General features: G+C 61.4%; 20 protein-coding genes and 3 pseudogenes. 18 read left to right on the forward strand and 5 right to left on the reverse strand.

Annotated features, from left to right (window positions below; all coding sequences use genetic code 11):
• The 4 genes from AWB66_RS28715 to AWB66_RS28730 form a co-directional block, all read left to right on the forward strand.
• The coding region (locus tag AWB66_RS28715; RefSeq protein ID WP_125469809.1) for an error-prone DNA polymerase at positions 1-1,922 on the forward strand (1,922 nt) is incomplete at its 5' end.
• A gap of 113 nt (positions 1,923-2,035) precedes the next feature.
• Positions 2,036-2,257: a hypothetical protein gene (locus AWB66_RS28720; RefSeq protein WP_087633456.1), complete on the forward strand. Its 222-nt coding sequence runs from the start codon at positions 2,036-2,038 to the stop codon at positions 2,255-2,257.
• A 142-nt stretch (positions 2,258-2,399) separates the two neighbouring features.
• Positions 2,400-2,609, forward strand: coding sequence for a dodecin (locus AWB66_RS28725; RefSeq protein ID WP_087633457.1), 210 nt, complete (start codon positions 2,400-2,402; stop codon positions 2,607-2,609).
• 23 nt (positions 2,610-2,632) lie between these two features.
• The gene (locus AWB66_RS28730; RefSeq protein ID WP_125469810.1) at positions 2,633-2,848 is read left to right on the forward strand and encodes a hypothetical protein; all 216 of its coding nucleotides are present in this window, start codon (positions 2,633-2,635) and stop codon (positions 2,846-2,848) included.
• A 91-nt stretch (positions 2,849-2,939) separates the two neighbouring features.
• On the opposite strand, the gene ligD is transcribed toward AWB66_RS28730, so the two are convergent.
• Positions 2,940-5,450 (reverse strand): DNA ligase D, encoded by a 2,511-nt coding sequence (gene ligD, locus AWB66_RS28735; RefSeq protein ID WP_087633459.1) that lies wholly within the window; start codon positions 5,448-5,450, stop codon positions 2,940-2,942.
• A gap of 250 nt (positions 5,451-5,700) precedes the next feature.
• On the opposite strand from ligD, the pseudogene AWB66_RS35145 reads away from it, so the two are divergent.
• Positions 5,701-6,074, forward strand: a pseudogene (locus AWB66_RS35145) (Ku protein); the annotation flags it as partial.
• A gap of 62 nt (positions 6,075-6,136) precedes the next feature.
• Positions 6,137-6,307 (forward strand): ATP-binding protein, encoded by a 171-nt coding sequence (locus AWB66_RS35150; protein ID WP_407642336.1) that lies wholly within the window; start codon positions 6,137-6,139, stop codon positions 6,305-6,307.
• Between the two features lies 1 nt (position 6,308).
• On the opposite strand, the pseudogene AWB66_RS28745 reads toward AWB66_RS35150, so the two are convergent.
• Positions 6,309-6,678: pseudogene (locus AWB66_RS28745) on the reverse strand (transposase); the annotation flags it as partial.
• 43 nt (positions 6,679-6,721) lie between these two features.
• The gene (locus AWB66_RS28750; RefSeq protein ID WP_087633460.1) at positions 6,722-7,309 is read right to left on the reverse strand and encodes a MarR family winged helix-turn-helix transcriptional regulator; all 588 of its coding nucleotides are present in this window, start codon (positions 7,307-7,309) and stop codon (positions 6,722-6,724) included.
• Between the two features lie 214 nt (positions 7,310-7,523).
• Here AWB66_RS28750 and AWB66_RS28755 point away from each other — a divergent pair, with 214 nt between their 5' ends.
• The 5 genes from AWB66_RS28755 to AWB66_RS28775 all read left to right on the forward strand — a co-directional run bounded on the left by AWB66_RS28755 (position 7,524) and on the right by AWB66_RS28775 (position 13,559).
• Positions 7,524-8,876, forward strand: a complete 1,353-nt coding sequence (locus AWB66_RS28755; protein WP_087633461.1) for an MFS transporter — start codon at positions 7,524-7,526, stop codon at positions 8,874-8,876.
• A 195-nt stretch (positions 8,877-9,071) separates the two neighbouring features.
• Positions 9,072-10,034 carry a PDR/VanB family oxidoreductase gene (locus tag AWB66_RS28760; protein WP_087633462.1) on the forward strand — a complete coding sequence of 321 codons (963 nt, stop codon included), beginning with the start codon at positions 9,072-9,074 and terminating at the stop codon, positions 10,032-10,034.
• Positions 10,035-10,053: 19 nt separating this feature from the next.
• On the forward strand, positions 10,054-11,379 hold the full coding sequence (locus tag AWB66_RS28765; protein ID WP_087633463.1) for a Rieske 2Fe-2S domain-containing protein: 1,326 nt from the start codon (positions 10,054-10,056) through the stop codon (positions 11,377-11,379).
• Positions 11,379-12,551, forward strand: a complete 1,173-nt coding sequence (locus AWB66_RS28770) for a Gfo/Idh/MocA family protein (protein ID WP_087633464.1) — start codon at positions 11,379-11,381, stop codon at positions 12,549-12,551. Before AWB66_RS28765 ends, AWB66_RS28770 begins: the two co-directional genes overlap by 1 nt.
• A gap of 15 nt (positions 12,552-12,566) precedes the next feature.
• Positions 12,567-13,559: an ABC transporter substrate-binding protein gene (locus AWB66_RS28775; protein ID WP_087633465.1), complete on the forward strand. Its 993-nt coding sequence runs from the start codon at positions 12,567-12,569 to the stop codon at positions 13,557-13,559.
• On the opposite strand, the gene AWB66_RS33825 is transcribed toward AWB66_RS28775, so the two are convergent.
• Positions 13,549-14,127 (reverse strand): hypothetical protein, encoded by a 579-nt coding sequence (locus AWB66_RS33825; protein WP_159462960.1) that lies wholly within the window; start codon positions 14,125-14,127, stop codon positions 13,549-13,551. The two genes, AWB66_RS28775 and AWB66_RS33825, sit on opposite strands and share 11 nt — an antisense overlap.
• A gap of 999 nt (positions 14,128-15,126) precedes the next feature.
• Here AWB66_RS33825 and AWB66_RS28780 point away from each other — a divergent pair.
• The 4 genes and pseudogenes from AWB66_RS28780 (at position 15,127) to AWB66_RS28795 (ending at position 19,616) form a co-directional block, all read left to right on the forward strand.
• Positions 15,127-16,416: a dicarboxylate/amino acid:cation symporter gene (locus tag AWB66_RS28780; RefSeq protein WP_087633466.1), complete on the forward strand. Its 1,290-nt coding sequence runs from the start codon at positions 15,127-15,129 to the stop codon at positions 16,414-16,416.
• A 218-nt stretch (positions 16,417-16,634) separates the two neighbouring features.
• Positions 16,635-16,892: pseudogene (locus tag AWB66_RS28785) on the forward strand (aspartate/glutamate racemase family protein); the annotation flags it as partial.
• Positions 16,893-16,993: 101 nt separating this feature from the next.
• Positions 16,994-18,406: an aspartate ammonia-lyase gene (aspA, locus tag AWB66_RS28790; protein ID WP_087633468.1), complete on the forward strand. Its 1,413-nt coding sequence runs from the start codon at positions 16,994-16,996 to the stop codon at positions 18,404-18,406.
• Between the two features lie 76 nt (positions 18,407-18,482).
• Entirely contained in the window at positions 18,483-19,616 is a 1,134-nt protein-coding gene (locus AWB66_RS28795) for an asparaginase (protein WP_087633478.1), read from the forward strand.
• Between the two features lie 963 nt (positions 19,617-20,579).
• Here AWB66_RS28795 and AWB66_RS28805 read toward each other — a convergent pair.
• Positions 20,580-21,590 (reverse strand): LacI family DNA-binding transcriptional regulator, encoded by a 1,011-nt coding sequence (locus AWB66_RS28805; protein WP_087633470.1) that lies wholly within the window; start codon positions 21,588-21,590, stop codon positions 20,580-20,582.
• A 258-nt stretch (positions 21,591-21,848) separates the two neighbouring features.
• Here AWB66_RS28805 and AWB66_RS28810 point away from each other — a divergent pair, with 258 nt between their 5' ends.
• Genes AWB66_RS28810 through AWB66_RS28820 form a run of 3 tightly spaced genes read left to right on the forward strand, consistent with a single transcriptional unit; the run spans position 21,849 to position 25,435 of the window.
• Positions 21,849-23,369, forward strand: a complete 1,521-nt coding sequence (locus tag AWB66_RS28810) for a sugar ABC transporter ATP-binding protein (RefSeq protein WP_087633471.1) — start codon at positions 21,849-21,851, stop codon at positions 23,367-23,369.
• Positions 23,366-24,400 (forward strand): ABC transporter permease, encoded by a 1,035-nt coding sequence (locus AWB66_RS28815; RefSeq protein WP_087633472.1) that lies wholly within the window; start codon positions 23,366-23,368, stop codon positions 24,398-24,400. Before AWB66_RS28810 ends, AWB66_RS28815 begins: the two co-directional genes overlap by 4 nt.
• A 57-nt stretch (positions 24,401-24,457) precedes the next feature.
• Complete coding sequence (locus AWB66_RS28820; RefSeq protein WP_200819089.1) at positions 24,458-25,435, forward strand: substrate-binding domain-containing protein; 978 nt, start codon at positions 24,458-24,460, stop codon at positions 25,433-25,435.
• The last annotated feature ends 52 nt before the right edge of the window (positions 25,436-25,487 follow it).

The raw sequence follows: 25,487 nt of genomic DNA on the forward strand, positions 1-25,487 counted from the left end.
AATACATCTACCGGAAATATGGTCGCGACAGGGCTGCTATCGCCGCAGCGGTATCAACCTATCGGCCGCGCGGTGCTCTGCGCGAGACCGGAAAGGCGCTCGGCGTTGACCCGCAAATCGTCGACAAGGTTGCGAAGTCGCACCAGTGGTTCGACCATTCGCAGGACCTGTTGCGTCGGTTCGCCGAATCGGGCCTGGACCCTGAGAATCCACTTATCGATTTGTGGGCAAAGTTGGCGGCTCAAATTCTTAACTTTCCGCGGCACCTGTCGCAGCACTCCGGCGGCTTCGTCATCAGCCGAGGCAAGCTTACGCGCCTTGTGCCGGTCGAGAACGCAGCGATGGCGGACCGGTCAGCGATTCAGTGGGACAAGGACGACCTCGGAGCGTTGGGCCTCTTGAAGATTGACGTGCTCGCACTTGGCATGCTGTCAGCAATTCGCCGGACGCTCGACATCATCTCCGAGCAACGAGGGGAGCGGTTCGAGATGCAGGACATTCCCGCAGAGGACAAGGCGACGTACGACATGATTTCGCGCGCCGATACAGTCGGCGTCTTCCAGATTGAATCGCGCGCGCAGATGAGTATGCTGCCTCGTATGCAGCCGCGCGAGTTCTATGACCTGGTCATCGAAGTGGCCATCGTACGGCCTGGGCCAATTCAAGGTGGCGCCGTCCATCCGTATCTGAGGCGGCGGCAAGGCTTCGAGCCGGTGACTTACCCCAGCGATGCCTTGAAGACAGCACTCGGGCGAACGCTTGGCGTGCCAATCTTTCAAGAGCAGGTCATGCAGGTCGCCATCCTGGCTGCGGGTTTTACGCCAGGGGAAGCGGACCAACTCCGCCGCGCCATGGCCGCATGGAAGCGCAAAGGCGGGCTCGAGAAATACTACGACCGCATCGTCCTCGGAATGCAGGACCGTGGCTATGAGAAGGACTTCGCAGAAGCCATTTTTGAACAAATCAAAGGTTTCGGCGAGTACGGCTTTCCGGAGAGCCACGCGGCGAGTTTCGCGCTGCTCGTGTACGCAAGCAGCTGGCTCAAATGCCACGAGCCGGCCGCGTTCCTCGCAGCGATGCTGAATAGTCAGCCGATGGGCTTCTATTCACCGTCGCAGTTGTTGCAGGACGCGACGCGTCACGGCGTGCAGGTCGTTCCTGTAGACGTCACCATCAGCGGATGGGATTCGGTGCTCGAGAGGCAAACGAATTCAGAGATGGCGGTTCGCCTTGGCATGTCACTGCTGAAAGGGATGAAGGACGGCGCGGCAGAACGTATTGAAGCGGCTCGAGCCGTGAAGCAATTCTCGAGTGTCAGTGACCTCGCGAGACGCGCGCAGCTCGACCGTCGCGACTTGCAGGTCCTTGCTGCAGCAAATGGGCTTTCGTCGCTGGCGGGAAATCGGCGGGAAGCGCTTTGGCAATCCGTTGCGGCGGTCCCGGACCGCGATATCCTTGCTGAAGCTAGAATTGACGATGAGACGCCGGTGCTCGGCGCGCCGTCGGAGGCTGAGACTATCGTTGCTGACTACAACTCGACGGGACTCACGCTTGGGCGCCATCCGCTTTCTTTGCTGCGCCCGGCACTGCTCGAGCAACGACTGATGCCAGCCTCAACGCTGATGACCTATCGAAATGGTCGACTCGCTCGCGGATGCGGACTGGTTACGGTGCGTCAGCGACCAGGCACTGCGAAAGGCGTCATGTTCGTCACCATCGAAGATGAGACCGGGAACGTGAACGTCATCATTTGGCCGTCGCTCCTTGAGAAGCAAAGAAGGGAAGCACTCGGCGCAGCGTTGCTTGGCGTATACGGAACGTGGCAGTGCGAAGGCGAAGTTCGACATCTTGTCGCGCAGCGGCTTGTCGACATGTCTCATCTGCTGGGCGGACTGAATACAGTAAGCCGTAACTTCTGCTGAGACACATCGACAAGCGGCCCGCGCGGAGCGTTGCGTCGACGCCGCTCAACTCGGCCGCTGTCCGGAACGCGGCTTGCTGAGCCTCAGGTGCACACCAAACTTGGGAGGCAAACATGGCAGGCGACACCGCATACAAACCCGGCGAAATCGTGAAGGTCAGCGGCATCTACTCGGTCGTCCACGAGGACGGAAAAAATACATTTGAAGTGACCTGTGTTGAGGGAGAGCACTTCCCGCCAACGCGAAGTGGGAAGGGAGCGCATTTCGAACTCAAGTACGCCGCGACGCATTCTCACAAGCACGACCAATTGAAGGGCACCGAGGCGCGCAACTGATGCTGCGAATTGGCCGCATGGCATGCCAACAGTGGAAACAGGCCACCTGCGCCGTGGTCTCGTGCATGGTACCCATGCGGTGCATTAACGCGATTCCGGCCCTTACTTCGACGGCCGCCTGTTTATCCTGGAGCTAGCGTCAATGTCCGAACACGTTTATAAACTTTTGGAGCTAACCGGCTCGTCCACGACCTCATCCGACAACGCGGTGCAGGTCGCGCTTGAAAAAGCGTCTGCTACGCTGCAGAACCTCGAATGGTTCAAGATTCAGGAGGTCCGAGGTCATACTGAAGGCGGGAAAATCCTGCGCTGGCAGGTGACGCTTAAGGCAGGCTTCCGCATCGAAGACTGATTGACTTTGTGGAGCAGCCGGGAGTGAAACAAAAGTGTGGCGAGGCCGAGGCCATCTCACGAGTCGCGGGGGCAGCGCGAGAGGTGCTTTCAGCGACCGAGGCGTTGGAAGAACACGCCAAAGCCGAGGGCAACGAAGGCACCCGGGCTTTGCACTTGGCGCGCCTCGCCGCTGCTGTTGATGACCTTCAATCGGCGCGCGATGCGCTGGACGAGCTGCTCGCCAAGAAGTTACGTTGACTTTGCCAGCATAAGCTTGTCAGTTTGCGACTAACGTTATGCCACGCTCGGGTCTACTTGACGGTAGTTCCCGGATGCCGCGCAAAGCCGCTTACGGCAGACGCTTGATTGCTGCTGCCAACGATTGTCCGGCCGACCAGTAATCGACCCAAGGGTCGCTCACCTGGAAGCTCAAATACTCACGAGCGGTCTGGACGCTCCATTGCGCGCCGCTCTTGAGGTCAGCAAGTTGCTCCCAAGCAATCGGCATTGAGACGCCCATTCCAGGTCGAGCCCGGGCAGAGAATGCCGCAGCAGTCGTTTGTCCCTTCCCATTGCGCAGATAATCGACAAAGATTTTGCCTACGCGATTCGATGGGCCAGATACCGCCGAGAAGCGTTCTGGAATCGTCTTCGCGAGATGCGCAACGAACGATTTCGAGAATGCCTTCACCTTCGCATAGTCCAATCGCGGAGTCAGAGGCACGACGACATGCAACCCTTTGCCGCCACTTGTCTTGAGCCAAGCTTGGATACCTAACTCCGACAGCAGTGTGCGAACCAGCATTGCCGCCTCCTGGACATGATTCCACTTCACACCTTCACCGGGGTCTAGGTCGAAGATGACCCTGTCAGGCGCGTCAAGCCGACGGACCACCGAGTTCCAAGTATGGAATTCGATAGTGTTCATCTGAGCTGCGCTCAGCAACGCATCCGCCGTATCGACCGTCAGTAGCGGCGGATGCTTTGGCCACAAATCGCGACTATGAGCGGTCAGGCCAGGCATCGCTGTGCGCTCGGCATGCTTTTGGAAAAAGAGATTACCGGCAACACCGTCCGGCGCGCGAACAATCGCGAGAGGCCGGTCTATGAGGTGGGGAAGCATCCGTTCCGCAACACTTGCGTAATATCGAACAAGGTCGGCCTTCGTGATTGACGCCGACGAATCGATAACGCGCTCGGGATGGGAAATCTTCAGTTGCGGCGGCGGCTCGGGAGCTTGTGTCGTTCCACCCTCACGGACGACGCTACGAGCTGTCTTGTCTAGGCGTAACCCGATAAATGATGCTTGCCTTACTACGCCTTCCGCCGTCCATTCTGAAAACTCCACCTCTGCAACCAAACTTGGTCGAACCCACCTTTCGCTGCCGGGTGCACGCCTAGACCATCGTCCGGGCTTCTTGACAGGTGTGTCGAACGGCGCCGCGTCAACCTCGAGAGGCGCGAGGCGGTGCCAAAGGTCTCGTGCGGTTTTAGAATTCCATCCGGTCCCGACGCTTCCTGCATCATGAAGCTTGCTGCCGACGTAATAACCGAGTAACAAGCTGCCGACTTCCCCATCGTTGCCGCCACGTGCGGTCATGCCGCAAATAACGAGCTCCTGTCTCAAACGTGTCTTCGCTTTGAGCCACGTTTGCGTCCGTCCCGACTCATAGAGCGCATCGCGCCTTTTGAGCATCAGGCCCTCCAAGCCCAGTCCTGCGGCAGCCTGAAATACCTGTGCGGGCGGCGCGTCGAAATTTTGACTGAACAACAGGTGTTCGCCCGAGTCTTCAAGAAGCTGTGCTAGTCGTCCTCGCCTCGCCCAGAGCGGCACTTTTCTAAGGTCGTCCCCGTCGAGATACATCAGGTCAAAAAGGAAGAAGACGATTTCCTGATTCTTGGCGCCGTCAATGGCATCCTGAAGTGCTGAGAAGCTGGGAATGCCATCCTTGAGCACGACAATCTCGCCGTCAATCCAGGCACTTGACAGCGGGAGCTCCAACAGCTCGGCAGCGAGCGTCGCAAACTTTGCAGTCCAGTCGTGGCCGTTTCGCGTGAACATTTTCACGCGCTTCTTATCAATCCGGGCAAGGAGGCGATAACCGTCCAGTTTCGTTTCAGTTATCCAGTCGCCTACGGCAGGCAGAGAGTCAGCAAGCGTGGCCAGTTGTGGCTCCAGCGTTGCAGGCAGCGGCGCTCGTCTTGCGGCCGACAGGTCAATCTCGGATTCGGCTGCGCGCGAGCGTCGCCCCGCCCTCGGCTCACGTACTTCAATGAGCCCGAGAGGATTCGCGATGACGCTATCCGGAAGCGCCTTTATGACGTCGTATTCTGCGAGTGGCCGAGCCCACTCGTCGCGCTTTTTGAAGAGCATCCACTGGTCTTGCTTGTCGCCGGCCTTCGATATGCGCACCAACTCCCATAGCCCGGCGAGCTTCTCGCCGTGCAGTCGAAAGACTAGCTTCCCAGATTCCATCCCTTTGGCGACGTCGCCTACCGGCTCCCACGTTCCTCGGTCCCACACAATGACAGTGCCAGCACCGTATTGCTTTGGAGGGATGGTGCCCTCGAAGGCAGCGTAATCGACGGGATGGTCCTCGACATGCACCGCCATCTGTTTTTTCCCAGGGTCGTAGCAAGGACCTTTAGGTACTGCCCACGACAACAGCACGCCATCGAACTCGAGTCGAAAGTCGTAGTGCAGACGGCTCGCCCAGTGCTTCTGGATGACGAATCTGAGACTACCAGTACCGACACTCGTGTCACTGGTCCGTGCGGATGGCTCCGGCGTGACGCTGAAATCCCGTTTCTTCCCGTAGCGGGCCAGCGGCGGCGACTTCGTGTCACGAGTAGGAATCATGATGGCGGTCCGTAAGCAGAGCGGTGACGAAGCCCAACGTGCCACCTCGAGCGAATATTCAACGAGCCGAGGAAGCAAACGGCATGCCGTTCCGTTGCACGACCCGGAGAGGCGCGATGGCCGTCATCGTGGCTGCTGACCGTGCTGCCGCACACCTGCGGCTATCCTGTCTACACGCTCTGGCGGCCGTGGGCGACGATCTCATCCTTTTTCTCCGACGAAAGGCCAACCGGCCGGCCAGGAGAAGCTCATGGTTGCTCGCTCGATTGCATCGCTTTCTCTGTCCTTTGGACTGGTCTCTATTCCTGCTGGCCCCCGACGACTCACGTCTGAAACAGCAGTACGTCTCCGAATCCACTGGGCGGGTTGTCGAGCGGGCTTCCATGTAGAAGGGCTACCAGTTCGAGAAGGACCGTTATGACGTCTTCACCGGCGACGAATTGAAGGCGCTGGAGGAAGGCGCGAGTCATGTCGTCGAGATATTCTCATCGGTTCCAGAAAACTCAGTCGACCCCGTGTTCTACGACAAAGCCTATTTCATTGCGCCCGATAAACGCGGCGGAAAGCCATACAGCCTCCTTCAGCAGGCACTCGGAGACCGGGAGGTGTGCCCTCGCAAAATACACGCCTGCCGCGGAACGATCTGGCTCAGTATTGGACGCGACGCCGACGAGTCCGTGATTTCCGTGCGCGACACGCGGGTAGGCATTGCCGCCGAGCAGCTACCGTCGATATTCGAGATTTTCGCGCAGTTGCCGCCGGGACATGACCGCGCGCAAGGCGGACTGGGCATAGGACTGTCGCCTGTCAAAGCCTTTGTGCAACGACATGGCGGCGATGTCAAATTCTTGGACTGATTTATGCCGCAATTCCAAGACTCTGCCGGTATTCGACCGGGCTCAGGGAGCCGAGCGAGACCTTGATCCGCTGTGCGTTGTACCGGCGGATATACGAGTCAACGACGTCGATGAATTGATCAACGGTCGTGGCCCGCCAGTCACGAGGATAGAATAACTCCGTCTTGAGGCGCCCGAAGAAGCCTTCGCACGCTGCATTATCCGGCGGACATCCTTTGCGCGACATCGAGCGAATCAGTCTGGCATCCCGCATCCGTGAGAGCCATCCCGGCCAGCGATAGTGCGCACCGCGATCGGAGTGAACCACGGGCACGCTCGTCGCAGCCAGCCACTGACGCAGTCGCCGAATCCAGCATGGTATTGAAGAGTTCGCGGCGTGTGGCGGCAGGCCGGATCGCCGCCCTACAAGAAATCCTAAGCATCCTCCAGACTCTCGCCACGCTCAGCGATCAACTTGCCCAACTCGCGGGTCGACAGAACGCGCCGCTGCGGATTCGTCGAGTCGGACTCGTCGTCCGCCAGGTTCTCGATGATCGTAAGCAGTACCTTGCGCGCAACCTTGATGTCGCGCTCGCTCAGTCCCGCCACGCTGATTTCGTTGACTTCCTCCGCAAGCGGTACGAGTTTGGTCTTCAGCGCGCGGCCTTGGGCAGTCAGATAAACGTGCGTGTTCTTCTTGTTTTCGGGACGCTGCTGCCGCTCGACCAGCCCGAGTTTTTCCATGGCGGTCACGGCGGCAAACGTGGTGGGCGCCATCACGCCCGCCTGCTCGCTCAGCTCGCGCTGCGTCAGGCCATCGGATTCCCACAGGATACGCAGGAAAGTCCAGTGCCCGAACGATACCGAATGTTCCGCGAGCCGCATCTGCAAAGCGCGGACCATCGAGCGCGTCGCGTCTTTCACCAGGTGTGCGAGACGGTCGTTCGGCACGGACTCGTGCCAGTGGCGCAGCATCTCGGCAGTCTCGCGCGGTGCGCCTTCACCAGTCTTTTGTCGTGTCATAGCGATATCTTTTTAGTCAGTCGGGTTCTGTCGACATGATAGCCGGTGGGCTCGCCACGGTGCTGATCGACAGGCGAGGCCGCCGTCTCCGTGCAAACCCGAACTTGTCCCGCGCCAACGCTCTCCTTACCATAATGATTAGATATCGAATAAAAAACGATGGGCCGCCATACGGCGCATCGTTCCCCATGAGCACGGAAAACGGAGACGCTTGGTGGCCAAATCCACAGTCACGCAATTCATATCGGAAGCGGACGCGACTGCGGCGCGCGTCGAGTCCACGTATCACAAGGTCACCTGGCGGCTGATGTCGTTCATCTTCGTCTGCTGGGTGTTGAATTATCTGGATCGCGTGAATATCAGCTTCGCGCAATTGCAACTGAAGCACGACCTGGGCTTGTCCGATGCCGCGTACGGCCTGGGCGTGAGCCTGTTTTTCATTGGCTATATCCTACTGGAAGTACCCAGCACGCTCTGGCTCAAGAAGATAGGCGCGCGCCTGACGATCTCGCGCATCATGATTCTGTGGGGCGGCATTTCCACGGCGATGGCCTTCATGACCACGCCCGCACAGTTCTATATCGCGCGGATCCTGCTCGGGGCCGCGGAAGCGGGCTTCTGGCCCGGCATCATTCTGTATCTCACGTACTGGTATCCGGGCGCGCGGCGAGCGCGGATCACCTCGCGCTTCCTGCTCGCGATCGCGGCGGCGGGCGTCATCGGCGGGCCGCTGTCGGGCTGGATCCTGCATAATTTCGTCGATGTCCTGGGCTATAAGAACTGGCAATGGCTGTTTTTCCTCGAAGGGTTGCCTGCGCTGGTGATGGGTATCGTCGCGTTCTTTTATCTCGTCGACCGTCCGCAGGACGCGCGCTGGCTCGACGACGAACAGAAGAAGATCATTCTCGATGCGCTCGCTGCCGACCGCGCCGAGAAGAAACCCGCGAAGCATACGCGCCATGAACTGCTGGCCGCGCTGAAGGACCCGCGCGTGTATATCCTCGCGGCGGGCTGGGGGACCGTGCCTCTGTGCGGCACCATTCTAAATTACTGGACGCCGACCATCATCCGTCAGGCGGGAGTATCGGATGTGCTGAACGTGGGGCTGCTGTCGGCGTTGCCGTACATCATCGGCGCGCTCGGGATGTTCGCGGTCGCGCGCAGTTCGGACGTCACGCTGGAGCGGCGCTGGCACTTCTTTCTGTGCACGGCCATCGGCGCGCTTGGCGGCTTTCTGCTGCCGGTCCTGTCGGGCAACACGGTGGCGGCCATTGTCTGTCTGGGCATGATCTCCATTTCCTACTTCGGCGCGGCGGCTATCATCTGGTCGATTCCACCCGCCTATCTTTCCGATGATGCCGCCGCCGCAGGCATCGGCGCGATCAGTTGCCTGGGGCAGGTCGGCGCGTTCTGCGGCCCGATTGCGCTCGGCTGGATCAAGACCATGACCGGCAGCCTCGCCATAGGACTGGCGGCGATCGCGGCGATCGTCTTGATGGGCGGCCTTGCCGTGTTAATCGGCGTGCCGGCCAATACGCTGCGCGAGCACGCGGAGAAACATTCCTGAACATCGAATCTCGCAGCACGGACGGCGCCTAGGTTTCGCAGGCGCCGTTTTTATTTGTAGCCTCCTGCACCTGCTAAGGGAAAACCCGCTTGCCTGAAAATCATTAGATATCTAATATAAAGTCATAGTGATCGAGTCGAGGCATGGCGCGGTCGAATGAGGCGAGAACAGACGCAAAGCGCGGGAGCAGGTGCAATGAACGACGAACTGTCTTTCAGGACACTCGTGGTGACGAAGAAGGACCGGGTGGCGGAGGGCATCTCCCGTTTCGAACTACGAGATGTAGCCGGGCGCGAGTTGCCGGCTTTCACTGCAGGCGCGCATCTCACCGTGCGCGTGCCGAACGGCGCGAACCGCAACTATTCGCTGTGCAACGACCCGGCCGAAACCGACCGTTACGTGATCGCTGTCAAGCGCGATACGGCCGGCCGAGGCGGTTCGATCAGCATGACCGATGATCTGGCCGAAGGCGACCATATCGAGGTTTCCGAGCCGCGCAACGAGTTCGGCCTCAGCGATCGGGCGCGCAGCTTCGTGTTCGTCGCGGGGGGCATCGGCATCACGCCGGTGCTGTCGATGATGCGTCATCTCAAGGCTACCGCCGGCCCGCGCTTTAAGCTGTATTACGTGTCGCGCAGCCCCGAAACGACCGCGTTTCTCGATGAGCTGTCGAATCCGGAATGGAAGCCGCACGTGGTGATTCACCACGACCACGGCGATCTCGCCAATGCATTCGACTTCTGGCCGATCTTCGAAAAGCCCGGCAGCGGCGCGCATGTCTACTGCTGCGGCCCGCGGGCGCTGATGGACGGCGTGCGCGACATGACGGGTCACTGGCCGACCGGCACGGTGCACTTCGAGAGCTTCGGCGTGGATCAGTCGCGTGCGGCGGAGAACACGGTGTTCAGCGTGAAGCTCGAACGCTCGGGCTGCAGCTTTGACATTCCGAAGGACCGCTCGATCCTCGAAATCCTGCGCGACAACGGCATCCGCGCGCCAAGTTCATGCGAAAGCGGCACGTGCGGATCATGCCGCACGACGCTGTGCGCGGGCGAGGCGGACCATCGCGACATGGTGCTCGGCGACGACGAAAAGCGCGATCAGATCATGATCTGCGTTTCGCGTGCGAAGAGCGGGGAACTGGTACTCGATCTTTGAAATATCTGGAGACGCAACGATGCTTACGCATGAAGAAAACGAATTGCTGTGCCGTGTAGAAGGCGATGCGCCGATGGGCCAGTTGATGCGTCGTCACTGGACGCCGGTATGTCTCATCGAGGAAGTCAGCGAACCGGACGGCGCGCCCGTCAAGGCACGCGTTTTTGGAGAGGACCTTGTCGTGTTCCGAGACACCGACGGCAACGTCGGCGTGATGGACGAATACTGTCCGCATCGGCGTGTTTCGCTGGTGTATGGCCGCAATGAGGACTGCGGTCTGCGCTGTCTCTATCACGGGTGGAAGATGGACGTGAAGGGCAACGTGATCGAAATGGTCTCCGAGCCTTCGTGCAGCGACATGACGAAGAAGGTCAAGCACAAGGCGTACGAAACGAAGGAATGGGGCGGCTTCGTATGGGCGTACATGGGACCGCAGGATGCCATCCCCGACTTCGTACCGCCCGCGTGGGCGCCGACCGAAGATACGCGCGTGAGCATCGCAAAGGCGATCCTGCCGTGCAACTGGGCGCAGATTCTCGAAGGCGCGATCGACTCCGCGCATAGTTCCAGCCTGCATTCGTCGGACTTCGTGCCGGCGCGCGTCGGCGGAGCGGAGGCAACCTCGAAAAACTGGTTGCGCCCTTCGACCGACAAGGCGCCGCGCCTTCAGGTGCATCGCACGGAATTTGGCTTTCGCTACGCCGCATTGCGTCGTCCGATCCAGAACGCCGCCACGCATGATTACGTGCGCTCGACCGTGTTCGTCGCGCCCGCCACTGCGCTGATCCCGCCGAACAATCTGTACAACGTCGCGAATATCAACGTACCGTGCGATGACACCAGTACCGCGTTCTACTTCATGGCGTGGGGTCATCCGGACAAGACGCCCGAAACCGAAACCTGGCGCAAGTTCCTGGGTCAGCAGGTGGGCATCGATCTGGACTCGTTCTATCGTCCGCTGCGCAATCACAATAACCGCTTCTGGCAGGACCGCGAGGCGATGAAATCGGGCAACTTCACCGGCATCAAGGGCTTCCCGAACCAGGACATCGCGATGTGGCTGACCATGGGCCCTATCGCGGATCGCACCGAAGAACGGCTCGGCGCGAGCGATGTCGCCGTGGTCGAATTCCGCCGCCGCATGCTCGATGCGCTGAAGGCCTTTGAGGCGGGTGAAGTGGCGATCGGCACGGGCGAAAACGCGGTTCCGCGCAGCGTGTGCTCGTTCCAGGCGATGGTGCCGAAAGACACCGACTGGAAGCAATACGCCGCGCACCCGGTATGGGTGGAGCGTGCCGAAGATGCGTCGCCGGAACTCGAATCGAACTATCAGGTTCAGGTGTGATGGAGACGATCCGACTCGGCATCGCGGGACTCGGCCGCGCCTTTTCGCTGATGCTGCCGACCTTCCTCGGCGACGCGCGCGTGCGGCTCGTGGCCGCCTGCGATCCGCGCGAGGCGGCGCGCAAGCAGTTCGAAGCGGATTTCGATGCGCCGACCTTCGACGACATCGACGCGCTCGCCCGCGGGCCGGACATCGATGCGATCTACATCGCCAGTCCGCATCAGTTTCATGCGGCGCATACGCGGATTGCGGCGGCGCACGGCAAGCATGTGCTGGTCGAGAAGCCGATGGCGCTGTCGCTTGCCGAATGCGACGACATGATCGACGCATGCCGCACGGCCAACGTGCATCTGATCGTCGGCCATTGTCACAGCTTCGATGCACCGTATCTGCGTACGCGTGAACTGATCGCATCGGGTGCGTTCGGCGACGTGAAGATGATTCACGCGCTCAATTTCACCGACTATCTGTATCGGCCGCGTCGGCCCGAGGAACTGAAGACGGAAGAAGGCGGCGGCGCGGTATTCAGCCAGGCGGCGCATCAGGTGGATATCGTGCGCATGCTCGCGGGCAGCCGTGCGACGCGCATTCGCGCCGCGGTCGGCAACTGGGATGCGGCGCGTCCCACCGAAGGCGCCTATACCGCGACGCTGTGGTTCGAGAACGGCGCGTTCGCCACACTCTCGTACAACGGCTATGCCCACTTCGATTCGGATGAATGGATCGGATGGATCGGCGAGATGGGACAGGCGCGCAGCCCGGACGAATACGGCGTGGCGCGCCGAAAGCTCTCGCAGGTGGCGTCGCGCGAAGAGGAAGCACGTCTGAAAGCAGCGGGCACGTACGGCGGAAACGCTTACACGTCTGCATCGCAAGGAGCCGATGCGCGCAGCCACCAGCACTTCGGTCCTCTGATTGTGTCGTGCGAACGCGCCGACTTGCGGCCGATGCCGGAGGCGATCGTGGTGTACAGCGATGAACGGCGCGAACGCATCGAACTCGATGCGCCGCGCGTGCCGCGCGCCGAAGTGATCGACGAGCTGATCGGCGCCGTGCATGGCGGCGTCGCGCCGCTGCATGACGGCGAGTGGGCGCGCGGCACGCTCGAAATCTGTCTCGCGATGCTGCGTTCGAGCGCGCAAGCGTGCGATGTCGTCATCGGAAAAAAATAAACAGGATAATTGAATATGGTAAAGCTCAATCTTTCGATCGCGGTAGGCAATTACGATCGCATGCGGCCGCTCGTCGATGGCGAAGTGCAGATCGACGGCGTCGATCCGGTCTTCATGCTTCAGGACCCGGAAGAGATCTTCTTTCGCGCCTTCCGTCATGCGGACTACGACATCTGCGAACTCTCGCTGTCCAGCTATAGCGTGAAGACGGCCGCGGGTACGAGTCCGTATATCGGCGTACCGATTTTTCCGTCGCGTGCGTTTCGCCATACATCGATCTACGTGCGCAACGATCGCGATATCAAGACGCCGTCCGATTTGAAGGGCAAGCGTATCGGCGTGCCGGAGTATCAACTGACGGCCAACGTGTGGGCGCGCTTGTTTCTCGAAGAAGATCACGGACTGAAGGCGTCGGACGTGACATGGATTCGCGGCGGCTATGAAGAAACGGGGCGTCTGGAGAAGATCAATCTCAGGTTGCCCGACGACGTGCGGCTCGAAAATGCGCCCGAGGACAAGACCATTTCCGGCATGCTCGCATCCGGCGATATCGACGCGCTGATCGGGCCGCGTGCGCCCTCGTGCTTCACGAACGGCCATCCGAACGTGAAGTATCTGTTCGACGATCCGCAGAAAGCGGCCGCCGACTGGTACGGCCGCACGAAGCTGTTTCCGATCATGCATCTGCTGGGCGTGCGGCGCTCGCTCGCGGAACAACATCCGTGGCTGCCGGGCGCGGTGGCGAAGGCCTTCGAAAGGAGCAAGGCGATCGCGCTCGCCAAACTGAGCGACACGTCCGCGACCAAGGTGACACTGCCTTTCGTCGAAGAACAATTGCGCAATGCGCGCCGTCTGATGGGGCACGACTTCTGGCCGTATGGCTTCGAGCCGAACCGCCACGTGCTGTCGCGCTTTCTGAAGCGGCATCACGAGGAAGGCCTGTCGAGCCGTCTGCTGCAACCGGAGGAACTGTTTCATCCCGCGACGCTCGAGAGCTTCAAGATCTAGCAGGACCCGCGGCGCTTTCCGCGTCGCATTTCCATGCATTCGATGCGCTGTGGAGACCGGTGCATCGAACCGCCCGAACCAATCGCAAGTCACGACAATGAAAATAACTACGATCGCCTCGCTGATCGCGGCGGCGCGGGCTTGCGCGTCCGCGAATGCTAGCGCGCAAGGTTCTGTCACGCTGTACGGGATTCTCGATGTCGGTATCGAATAACAGCACCCGGGCAGCGTCGGTTTTAGTCGTCTGCAATGCAAGGTTGCCAGTGCGAATCCGCGACAGGTCCAGCAGATCGTCGATGATTTTTGCCTGGCTCACCGCTGCCCGCGTGATTGCCTCCGAGGCTTCGCGGATTTCCGGAATGTCACGTGTGATGTCGCAGGCTGGCACGAAGGTGAGCGCGCTCGGAAAAATCGGCTGCACGACACCGTTGATCTGCGTGTAGCGCCCCGAGATGATCCACGATGGTTTGACCGCCCCCGCGGGCGCGCCCGTCCGGGTATCGGGAGCAAGTCCGAGTTGATTGTATAGCCAAAGAATCCTGCCGATGTCGGCTCTAACGTCCGTCACGCAATCTCGACACCATCAACGTAAAGATCGTTCGTGCCAACCTCAGCGCGCTTGGCCTTGCAGACTCGCAGTCGCTAAGTGCGGCTCAGGTCAGCTCGGCGACTACCGCCGCGGCTGCCGCGCTCGCCAACGACCGTACCAAGGCCGCGCAAGTCGTCACGCTCGACCAGTTGTGCAGCGGGGAAACGGTCAAGTACGCTTGGTCGACAGGTTCAAGCCAAGATCCATTTGCGACATCACCACACCTCATCCGTTGAGCCCGTTTCAAGCGTAATTCATTCCGGCCATCGTTGGGAGAGTTATGCAGACCTTCCGTTACCGCTACATCAACTGAATATGGCGGCACGAGGCTTGCCGCATCACCGAGTAACTGCTTCGAAGGTCGACGTTCCGTCGACGGTATCGGTACACGGCATGGCTGCAGGCCCTCGGAAGCGGCCGTAGCTTCGTGCCACCCCGGTAGTCCACTCTGGGTCGGGCAGAGCCATTCATAACTTGCACGGTCCCTCGTGTCCCGCGGAAACAGCGCGAGCAGCTGCACTACCTGGATGCAGGGTGAGGCTGCTTGTCGGACGGCAGCGCGACCGGCCCCTGGCCGCGCGGCCAGGAAGCGACATTCGACGACGTTACCTACATCGTCAATTTACGTACGTTGTGGTGTACAGCGACTCTCATAATAGGAGAAGTCCAATCGATGCCCAATACGACGCGCGAGCGTACGGCGCGACTCTTGCGGCTTCACTAGGAATCGAATGGCGAAGGTGGTCAAGAAGCTCGTTCTTGAAGGCGAAGGAATAGCTTTGCTGTCGAGACGCTCCATAGGTTGCCTCGCATTATGCGAAACTTGCATAACCATATGCAGGACTAGCATTCACCTTTATTTTAGCTTCCCTAAGATTCCGTCCAGACAGAAAAGCGCCGCTGGATCGACGGCGTTCCACCCCCGAGCGCGCAGCGGTCGCAACCGGCCCAAGACGCGCCATCCTTGGACGGAGACAAATGAAAAATCGCCTCACGCTTTACATTCTGGCTGGCATGGTGCTCGGCGTGGCTGTCGGCTACGTCTGCCATCGGTCGGCTGCGGATGCGGCTCAAGCAAAGGCCATTGCTGGCTACTTCTCGATCGTCACCGATATCTTCCTGCGCCTCGTGAAGATGATCATTGCGCCGCTGGTCCTGGCTACGCTCGTCTCCGGCCTCGCCGGCATGGAGGGTACGAGCGATGTGCGCCGAATCGGGTTGAGGTCGATCGGATGGTTCCTGTGCGCGTCGCTGTTCTCGCTTGCGCTCGGCCTCTTCCTCGCGGACCTGTTTCAGCCGGGCGCGGGATTGCACTTGACCCAGACGAGCGCCGACGTGGCGACCGGCCTCAACACCGGCGGCCTGAACTTCAAGGACTTCGTGACGCACGCGTTTCCCACCAGCATCCTCGATGCGATGGCGCGCAATGACATCCTCCAGATCCTCGTCTTTTCCGTACTGTTCGGCATCGTGCTGAGTGTGATCAAGTCGGACCCGCGCGTGACGCCGTTGATCGCCGCCGTGGAGGGGCTCGTGCCCGCCATGCTGAAGCTGACCGACTACGTGATGCGACTCGCCCCGCTCGGTGTCTTCGGTGCGCTCGCCTCCGCGATCACGGTGCACGGGCTCGACGTGCTGATGACCTACGGTAAGCTCATCGGCAGCTTTTATGCCGGTCTCGCGCTTTTGTGGACCGCGCTCATCCTGGTCGGCTATGCTTTTCTCGGCAACCCGATCTGGGCGCTGCTGAAGGCGATCCGCGAACCCGCGATGCTCGCTTTCTCGACGGCGAGCAGCGAGGCCGCGTATCCGCGTCTGACCGAGAAGCTCGAAGAATTCGGCGTCGACAAGAAGGTGGTCGGCTTCACCTTGCCGCTCGGGTATGCGTTCAATCTCGATGGCTCGATGATGTATCAGGCGTTCGCGGCAATTTTCATCGCACAGGCGTTCGGTATCGATATGCCGCTCGGCACGCAAATCCTCATGTTGCTCGTCCTCATGGTCAGCAGCAAGGGGATGGCTGGTGTCGCGCGAGGCTCGGTGGTAGTCGTCGCGGCCGTGGCGCCGATGTTCCACCTGCCGCCTTCGGGCGTGGTGCTGGTGCTCGCCATCGATCAGATACTCGACATGGGACGCACTGCGACGAACGTGATTGGCAACAGCATTGCCACGGCGGTCATCGCCAAGTGGGAAGTCCGGCGCGCGGTGCGGGAACAGCGTGTTGCACAGGCGGTCACGTTCGGCCAGTTCGAAGGCGAGCCGAAATGAGCGACGGCAACCAGACGAGCGTGCGAAAGTTCGGCGTCGTCGGCGGGCTCGGGCCGCTCGCGAGCGCGGACGTCTTCTTCAAGCTGATCAAGTCGATGCCCGCGCGAGCGACGGCGAGCATTTCGGTGCCATCTTCGTGCAGCATTCCGGGGTTCCGATGCAGGCAGTGAGACGTTGTCGCGAAGAAAGCTGTCCATCTTCGATTTAACAGCTTCGAGAAGCGCGGCGTGACGACCAGGCAGTGCCAGGAGGATATCGTCGCCGCGATGAATGGGTTGATCGCCGAGGGCGTCGAGGTGATCATCCTCGGATGTACCGAATTGCCGCTCTTGTTTCCGCTGACTGATTTCACCAGGCGAAACGGCGCGCGCGTGCGACTGATCGACCCGACCGACGTGCTTGCAAGACAGTGCGTCGCGTATGTGAGCGCAGCGGCTGCGCCAACCGCATCCCGCTGCTCGCAGCAACCTGAATAGACTGATCCAACCCAATTGATACTGCCGACCGGCCTGCGCACGACGTGCGCCGGATGACTCCGTTCGTCAGCTTCATCCGCATATTTAAAGGAAGAGAAATCATGCTCACGCTTACCGAACGTATCGAACACGACCTTCTCGGCGACCTCGCCGTGCCCGCCGCAGCCTACTATGGCGTCCACACGCTGCGGGCGCTCGAAAATTTCCCGATCACGGGTATCCCCATCTCGGTCTATCCGAATCTCGTCAACGCATTGGCGAGCGTGAAGGAAGCGGCCGCGCTCGCCAACTACGATCTTGGACTACTGAGCGAACCCAAGATGCAGGCGATTGTCCAGGCATGCAGGCAAGTCCGCTCGGGCACGGCGCATGATCATTTCGTCGTCGATGTCATCCAGGGCGGCGCGGGCACTTCGACCAACATGAACGCGAACGAGGTCATCGCGAACCTCGCGCTCGAACATCTCGGCCATCAGCGGGGCGAATACGGCGTTCTGCATCCGAACGAGGACGTGAATCTCGGGCAAAGCACGAACGATGTCTACCCGACCGCCCTGAAGATCGCCACTTATGCGGGCATCATGCAACTGGTCGAGGCGATGGGCGTGCTGCGCGCATCGTTCGAGCGCAAGGCGCACGAGTTCAGCCACGACCTCAAGATGGGCCGCACGCAGCTTCAGGATGCAGTGCCAATGACGCTCGGCCAGGAATTCAGCACGTTCGCGGTCATGCTCGGCGAAGACGAAGAGCGGCTCAAGGAAGCCGCGAAGCTGATCTGCGAGATCAACCTGGGCGCGACGGCGATCGGGACCGGTATCAATACGCATCCCGAGTATGCGCAGCTCGCGTGCCGGCATCTGAGCGATGTGACCGGCATTGCGCTCACGACGTCGCCGAACCTGGTCGAAGCGACGCAAGACGTCGGCTCGTTCGTGCAGCTTTCCGGTGTGTTGAAGCGTGTCGCGGTCAAGCTCTCGAAGACCTGCAACGACCTTCGACTCCTTTCGAGCGGCCCGCGGGCTGGCCTCGGGGAAATCAACCTGCCACCGGTGCAGGCCGGCTCCAGCATCATGCCGGGCAAGGTGAATCCGGTCATTCCGGAAGTCGTCAACCAGATCGCGTTCGAAGTCATCGGCAACGATGTGACGGTCAGCTTCGCAGCGGAGGCGGGCCAGCTTCAGCTCAATGCGTTCGAGCCGATCATCGCCCATAGTCTCTTCAAGAGCGTGGCCCATCTGCGGGCGGGGTTCCTCACGCTGGCCTCGAAATGCGTCGACGGCATCACGGCCAATCGGGACCGGCTGCGCGCGATCGTCGAGCAGTCGATCGGCATCGTGACCGCGCTCAATCCCTACATCGGCTACACGCACTCGACGGAAGTCGCGAAGGAAGCGCTCGCGTCGGGCCGAAGCGTCGCGGAGATCGTGGTCGAGAAGGGGCTTTTGAGCCAGTTGCAAATCGACGAGATCCTGCAGCCCGCCATGCTGACACAGCCGAGGAAGATCTCGGCGTAAAGAAGGCCGGCCGGGGCGCCTTGCCGATTCGCGACGTCCCGTCTTTGCGCTGTCCAACCAACCGAGGAGAATGGAAATGAATATCAAGACCGTCGTACAAGATGCAATGCTTATCGCAGGGCTTGTCGTAAGTGCCAGCGCCTTGAATGGAACGAGCGCATGGGCCGCCGATGCGGCACAGAACGGGACGATGATCGCCGCCAAGACGACGTCGGCAGCCGCTACGCCGCGCATTCTCGTGCTGGCAACGGGTGGGACGATCTCCGGGACGGCTGATCCACGCTCCGCGATCGGCTACAACTCGGGCAACGTGCTGGGCCAAGATCTCGTCCGGGGCGTTCCGGGCATCGAGAAGCTCGCGAATATCAGCGCCGAGCAGATATCGAATGTGGGCTCGCAGGACATGAGCGACAAGATCTGGTTTCAACTGGCGCATCGAATCCGTGAGGCGTTCGATCGAAACGAGGCGGACGGAGTTGTGATTACGCACGGTACCGATACGGTGGAGGAAACCGCGTTCTTCCTGCACAATGTGCTGCGCTCAGACAAGCCGGTGGTGCTGGTCGGCTCTATGCGTCCCGGCGGTGCGACGAGCGCCGATGGTCCCGGCAATCTCTATGAAGCCGTAGAAGTGGCGGCGAGCCCGAAATCACAGGGCCGGGGCGTGCTGGTGGTGATGAACGACCAGATTCACGGGCCGCGCTGGATCACGAAGACCAATACGACAGCGGTGCAGGCTTTCGCTTCGCCGAATGCGGGCGCGATCGGCTATGTGGATCCGGCAAGCGTGCGATTCGTCACGCCGCCGCCTCAATCGGCGCGCAACGTGCTGGGCTTGCCGACGAGCGACCAATTGCCGCGTGTCGAGATCGTCTATGCGCATAGCAACATGGATGGGCGGCAGATCGACCACGCGATCAGCGATGGAGCGAAAGGTATCGTGCTGGCGGGCGAGGGCGATGGCGACGCGTCTAAGGAAGCGCTCGCGGCACTCGATCGGGCCGCCAAAAACGGGATAATCGTGGTCCGCTCGACGCGTGTGATGTCCGGATTCGTGAACCGCAACGTGGAGGTCGATGACGACAGGCGGGGCTTCGTTGTCTCGCTTGACATGAATCCGCAAAAGGCCCGGCTGTTCACCCAATTGCTTATTGCGAACGGTGTTACGGACTTGGGAAAGATACAGCAGGCGTTTAGCGACACTTGGTGATCGGCGCTTTTTGACTTGCTGGCCATCGTCACCTCATCCGCGACGGGCTCGGTTTTCGAGAGCCCGTCGCCGGATTCGTTCGAACCGGCACCCGGGAATTTCGGCATTTAACGATGGAGCGTGGTGGCCGCAGGTATGGAAATACCCGACTGCCAAGCTGCAAGTTTCACACTGCGGGCTCGAGTCCTCATGGCCGCTGCTCGGCGAACGTCGGCGGTGATTGCCCGCCCTTACTCTGCAACCGGCGCGGCAGCAGTTGGTGGCGCTCGATGCCGGGCGTCGCTCTGCCGGGCGTCGCTCTGCGGGGCCGCCGCCTTGCGCGGAGTCAATGCGTCCGCTAATGGGTTGCTTGCCTTAGCCATTCGCCAGGTTCCTTAATTTCTTGTTTTCGAGAAAACATGATTTCACGCAGGCCCACAAGGGCCGCTATCCCGGCCGCTGCGGGTGTCTTGGCCCTTAGCTCAGGCGGGGTGCAACCTTCGGTCATCGCCACGGCATACGGTACTCGGTCCGCAATGAAGTCTGCGCTAGCTGCCCGTTCTGGGAGAGAACGGCCACGGTTTGCGCCGTAATGCTGGCCTGCGCCTTTGTCGGGTGAAAACAAACAGGAGCGGCTTACCTGCGTCCTTAACCCGCTCCAGGGTCTCGAAGACCGCCCATAGATCGGGGGAAGGGCGAACACGGATTAGAACGAGGTCCGTCAGGCGGAGGAGGGCCATATTTTGGTCGGAGAGGGCTGGGGCGGTATCCACGAAGCAATACGCCGCGCCCTGTATCCCGAGCGCGTCCAGTCCGGCCTTACCGCTGCCTCCGTTCTGGCTGGCCAATTATCGTTTTCATGACATCAACGTTTGCTAACTTATTGACTTGAAAGATAACGGAGGCAGAGATGCTGTCAGCCTCTCAGATCCATGTTTATCTCCTTCCATGAACTTCACAAGGCCCGAAACAGCGCGGTTTACCTTATTGGGAGGCTGCGTCGCAACCGCAGGAATTGCGTATTTTGAAGGTGGGAGGCAGCCGAATTGTCACCGGTTTTCCCGTTGTGCAATCCATTCGACTATTGAGCAAGGCCGCCGCCGTGGATCCTATCGCTTGGCACGGCTGAACCATGGCAGTCAGGCGCGGCTCGAACGCGTCGGCCCAATCGAAATCGTCGAAGCCCGCTACGGCGACATCCGCCGACACGTGCATGCCACATCGGCGTGCCGCGAGCATGATGCCGATTGTCGTGAGGTTATTGCCGCCGATCAACGCGGTCACGGGCTTGGCCGATGTGAGCAGATGCGCGGCGGCATCGGTGGCCGTGGCAAGGTCGGTGTGGCCGATGGAAATGCGTTCTTCATGGACCGCAAGCCCGCGGCTGCGCAATCCGTCGCGAAAGCCCTCCGCCCGCTCCAGGGCGGTCGTGAAGTTGGCTTGACCCGCGAGGAAGCCGATCCGCTCGTGTCCATGATCGATCAGGTGGGTCACCATCGTCGCGAGAGACCGCCGGTTCTCGACTCCGACGCCGTCGAGGTCGACATCAGGGAGACGGTCGACCATGACCGACGGGATACGTTGTTCGCACAGGTAAGTCAAGGCGCTGTTGTTGCAACCGCAAGATGGCGCGATGATGATCCCGTCGACCCGCCGCTTGTGAAGCGCAGCCACGATCTCGAGTTCCCGTTTGGGGTCGTCCTGCGTGTTCGCGAGCAGCACCATCATTCCGAGCTTTGCGCATTCCTCCTCGATGGCGTTGATGACGTCGCAAAAGTACCGGTTTCTCGTGGACGAAATGGCAAGGCCGATCGTACTAGTGGTTGATCGTGCCAAGGCTCGCGCCACCGTGTTGGGCGTATAACCGAGCGCGCGAACGGCGTCGTGGACCGCTCGGGTCGTGTCGACGCTGACGAACCGTGTGCGGTTGAGGACGTGGGAAACGGTTGAGGTCGCGACCCCGGCGAGCCGCGCGACATCAGCGATAGTTGCCACTGCGTCCCCGACACAGTCTGGAGTACGCGGAATTGGAGGACATTCGTAATCCTTTGGTAATCAATTTTGAATGACTGCATGGGTGCGCGTTTCCAGCCTCGTTGCATTCAGCATATGAGGGTAAACGACCCAAGGCAAGCGCTTGCGCAAGCGCTTGCCTGTGCCTAAGCTTCACTCGCTACAGATAAGAAGACGAATCCCCTTTGACACGGGAGACGACATGGAAGCGCATATCCGGCGGGCTAGGTCCGTTGCGCTATGACTGCGCCGATGCTCGAATTGCGCGGCATCCAGAAGCGCTTTGGTGGGGTCCATGCGCTCAGAGGCATCGATTTCGATCTCGCGGCGGGCGAGGTGCATGTCCTGCTTGGCGAAAACGGTGCGGGCAAATCGACGCTGATGGGGGTGCTGTCGGGCGCCGTCCTGCCCGACGCAGGGACCATCACGCTCGATGGTCGTCCCGTGAGTTTCGCGAGCCCTCGAGAGGCCCACGCCGCGGGCATCGTGATGATCCCGCAGGAACTCGACCTCGTGCCGGGCCTCGATATCGCGGGCAATCTGTTCCTCGGCAACGAGATCACCAGCAAAGGCGTGCTCGCGGCCGCCGACATGCGGCGCCATGCGCAGGACCTGCTGGCGCGCGCGGGAGTCTCGCTCGATGCGAGTCTGTCGGTCGCGAGTCTTCGCATGGGCGAGCGTCAGCTCGTCGCGATCGCCAAGGCGTTGTCGGCCAGGGCGCGCATCCTGATCATGGATGAGCCCACCGCGGCGCTCTCGGCCGCCGAGGCGGATCATCTCTTCACGGTCGTGAAGGAGCTTTCCGGGCGCGGTGTGGGGATCGTCTACATCTCGCACCGGCTCGAAGAAGTCACGCGCATCGCGCACCGGGTGACCGTGATGCGCGACGGCGCGGTCGTCGGGACCACGGCCCCCGACGCGCCGCAGGCCACGCTCGTCCAGTTGCTCGTCGGGCGTCCGTTTTCCGACCTCTTTCCGCCGCGCGCCGAGAACATCGGCGCGCCGATCCTGCGGCTTGAACACGCCGCATTCGATCCCGACATCGCGCGCGTCGGCTGGCAGGCCCCGCGCGACGTCACGCTGACGGTGCACGAAGGCGAGATCGTCGGCCTCGCCGGCCTGATGGGCGTTGGGCGCACGGAACTGCTCTCGACCCTGTACGGCTTCGGCACGAGCGGACGCTGGCGCGGCCTCGTCGAAGTGCGCGGCAAGCCGACGGTCCTGGGCGACATTGCGGCGGCGCGGCGCGCGGGAATCGCCTACGTTACCGACGACCGGCGCGGCACCGGTCTCATCCTCAATCACACGGTCGGGCAGAACGTCCTCATGTCGACGCTCAAGCGCGTCACGCCATTCGGTCTCGTGTCGCGCGCACTCGAGAAGCGGCACGTGACGCGCGCACTGAACGACTACGACGTGCGCCCGCGGCTCCCCGGCGCCAAGGTCGTGAACCTGTCGGGCGGCAACCAGCAGAAGGTCGTCTTTGCGAAGGAACTCATGAACGACCCCGGCCTGCTTCTGCTCGACGAACCGACGCGCGGCGTGGACGTCGGTGCCAAGGCTGAGATTTACCGGCGTCTGCGCGGCCTCGCGAAAGACGGCCTGGGTGTGCTCGTCGCGTCCTCTGAACTGCCCGAGCTCATCGGACTGTGCGACCGGATCGTCGTGATGCACGCCGGATGCACGATCCACGAATTCGGCCCGAATCCAGGCGAGGAAGCCGTGCGGCGCATCAGCGAAGGCGAGGGGATCGCCGCATGAGCACGACGCCGACTTCCGCCGCCAAGGCCGTCGAAAGTCCGCGCAGCCTGCTCGCCTGGCTGGTGCGTTTCCAGAGCCTGCTTGGGCTCATTCTGGTCGTCGTGGCAGGCATCGTCTTTTCGCCGCGCCGGCATGGACACATCCTTTTTCTCGGCGCCGACAACGTCGCCAACATCATCCGCTCGATCTCCGAAACCGGCATCCTCGCACTCGGCATGACCTTCGTCATCATCGCGGCCGGTATCGATCTGTCGGTCGGCGCTGTGCTGGGTCTTTGCTCGGTGCTGACCGCGACGCTGCTGGTCAACGAAGGATGGGGACTGTGGAGCACCTTGTCCCTCGTCATCGCGACCGGCGTGATCTTCGGCGCGGTCCAGGGACTGATCTCGGCCCGCCTGCGCATCCAGGCCTTCATCGTCACGCTGGCCGGGCTTCAGGCGGCGCGAGGCTTGTCGCTGATTGCGTCGAACAATGCGTTCATCAACATCAACTACGGCACCGGGCCCGGCAGCGCGCCACCGGCGTTCGGCGTGCTCGGCGAGCGGATCGGCGGCGTTTTTCCCGTCGCGACGCTCGTCTTCGTCGTGCTCGCGGTCGCTGCCGCATTCCTCCTCAACAACACGCGCTACGGACGCTACGTGGTCGCCGTCGGCGGCAACGAGAAGGCGGCGCGGCTGTCCGGCATTCCGGTCAATTCGATCAAGATCTCGGTCTACGCACTGACGGGTTTCGCGTCCGCGATCGCGGGCATTGTCCACGCCGGACAGTTTTCGTTCGGCAGCCCCAACGACGGCACCGGCTACGAACTAAATGCGATCGCCGCGGTCGTGATTGGCGGCACGGACCTGTTCGGAGGCGCCGGCTCGATGGTGGGCACCATAGCGGGCGCGGTCATGCTCGGCGCGCTCGCCAACATCCTGCAACTCAACGACGTCAGTGCCGCGATGCAACTGCTCGCGACCGGCGCGATCATAGTGATCGCCGCGGCGTTGCAGACCTATGTCGTGGGACGCGGCGGCGCGAAGCGGTGAACGTTGCTCGTGGCTTGGGGTGCACAGCGCATGCAAAGAACAAAAGGAGACGGGCACATGAAAAACTTTCTGCAAACGACCTTGCTGGTTGCCGGCGCCGCTCTCGCGTCCGGCACGTGGGCGGCGGGCGGCAAGCCGCTCGCGAAGGAGTGCGGGCCGAACAACGACTACGTAATCGGTTTCAGCCAGGCGAACTTCAAGGAACCGTACCGCGAGCACGTCAACCACGAGCTTGAACGCCTCGTGAAGAAGTACCCGAAATTCAAGCTCGTCATCGCCGACGGACAGGCGAGCGTGAACACCCAGGTCTCGCAAGTCGAGAACTTCATGACGCAGCGCGTCGACCTGCTGATGATCTCGCCGTTCGAGGCGGCGCCTCTCACCCCGGCCGTGTCGGCCGTCTACAAGGCGGGCGTCCCGGTGATCGAGCTCGATCGGAAGACGACCGGCGAGAACTACACGGCCTTCGTCGGCGGAGACAACCGGGCAATCGCGAAGGAAGCGGGCGAATGGGCCGCGAAGACCCTGCTTCCCGAAGGCGGCGAGGCGGCCGTGCTCGAAGGGCTGCCGAGTTCATCGCCTGCGATCGAACGGCTCGAGGGATTCAAGGCGGGCATCGCCAGCAATCCCAAGATCAAGCTCGTCGCGGTCCAGCCGGTCAACTGGATGGAAGACCAGGCCGTCACGGTGTTCTCCGCGATGCTGCAGGCGCACCCCGACATCAAGCTCGTCTACACCAGCAACGATCTCGCCGCGGCGGGCGCGTACATCGCCGCCAAGCAGGCGGGCAAGGTCGGGCAGGTGAAGATCATCGGCACGGACGGCCTGCCGGGACCGTCCGGCGGTATCCGCGCGGTGGCGGACGGCCAGTGGGCCGCTACCTTCACCTATCCGACGGGCGCCGCGCAGGCGCTCGAACTCGCGAAGAAGATCCTGATCGACTGCGCCACGGAGGTTCCGCGCAGTGTCATCGTGCCCACGCAGCGCATCGATCAGGCCAACGCGAAGGCGTTCTACGGCAAGGAAAAGTTCTAGCACAGCAGGACCGCACGCAGCGCGTGGCCTGGGGCCGTCCGCTTCCGGCAAC

The organism is Caballeronia telluris, from assembly GCF_001544495.1.
Lineage (GTDB): Bacteria > Pseudomonadota > Gammaproteobacteria > Burkholderiales > Burkholderiaceae > Caballeronia > Caballeronia telluris.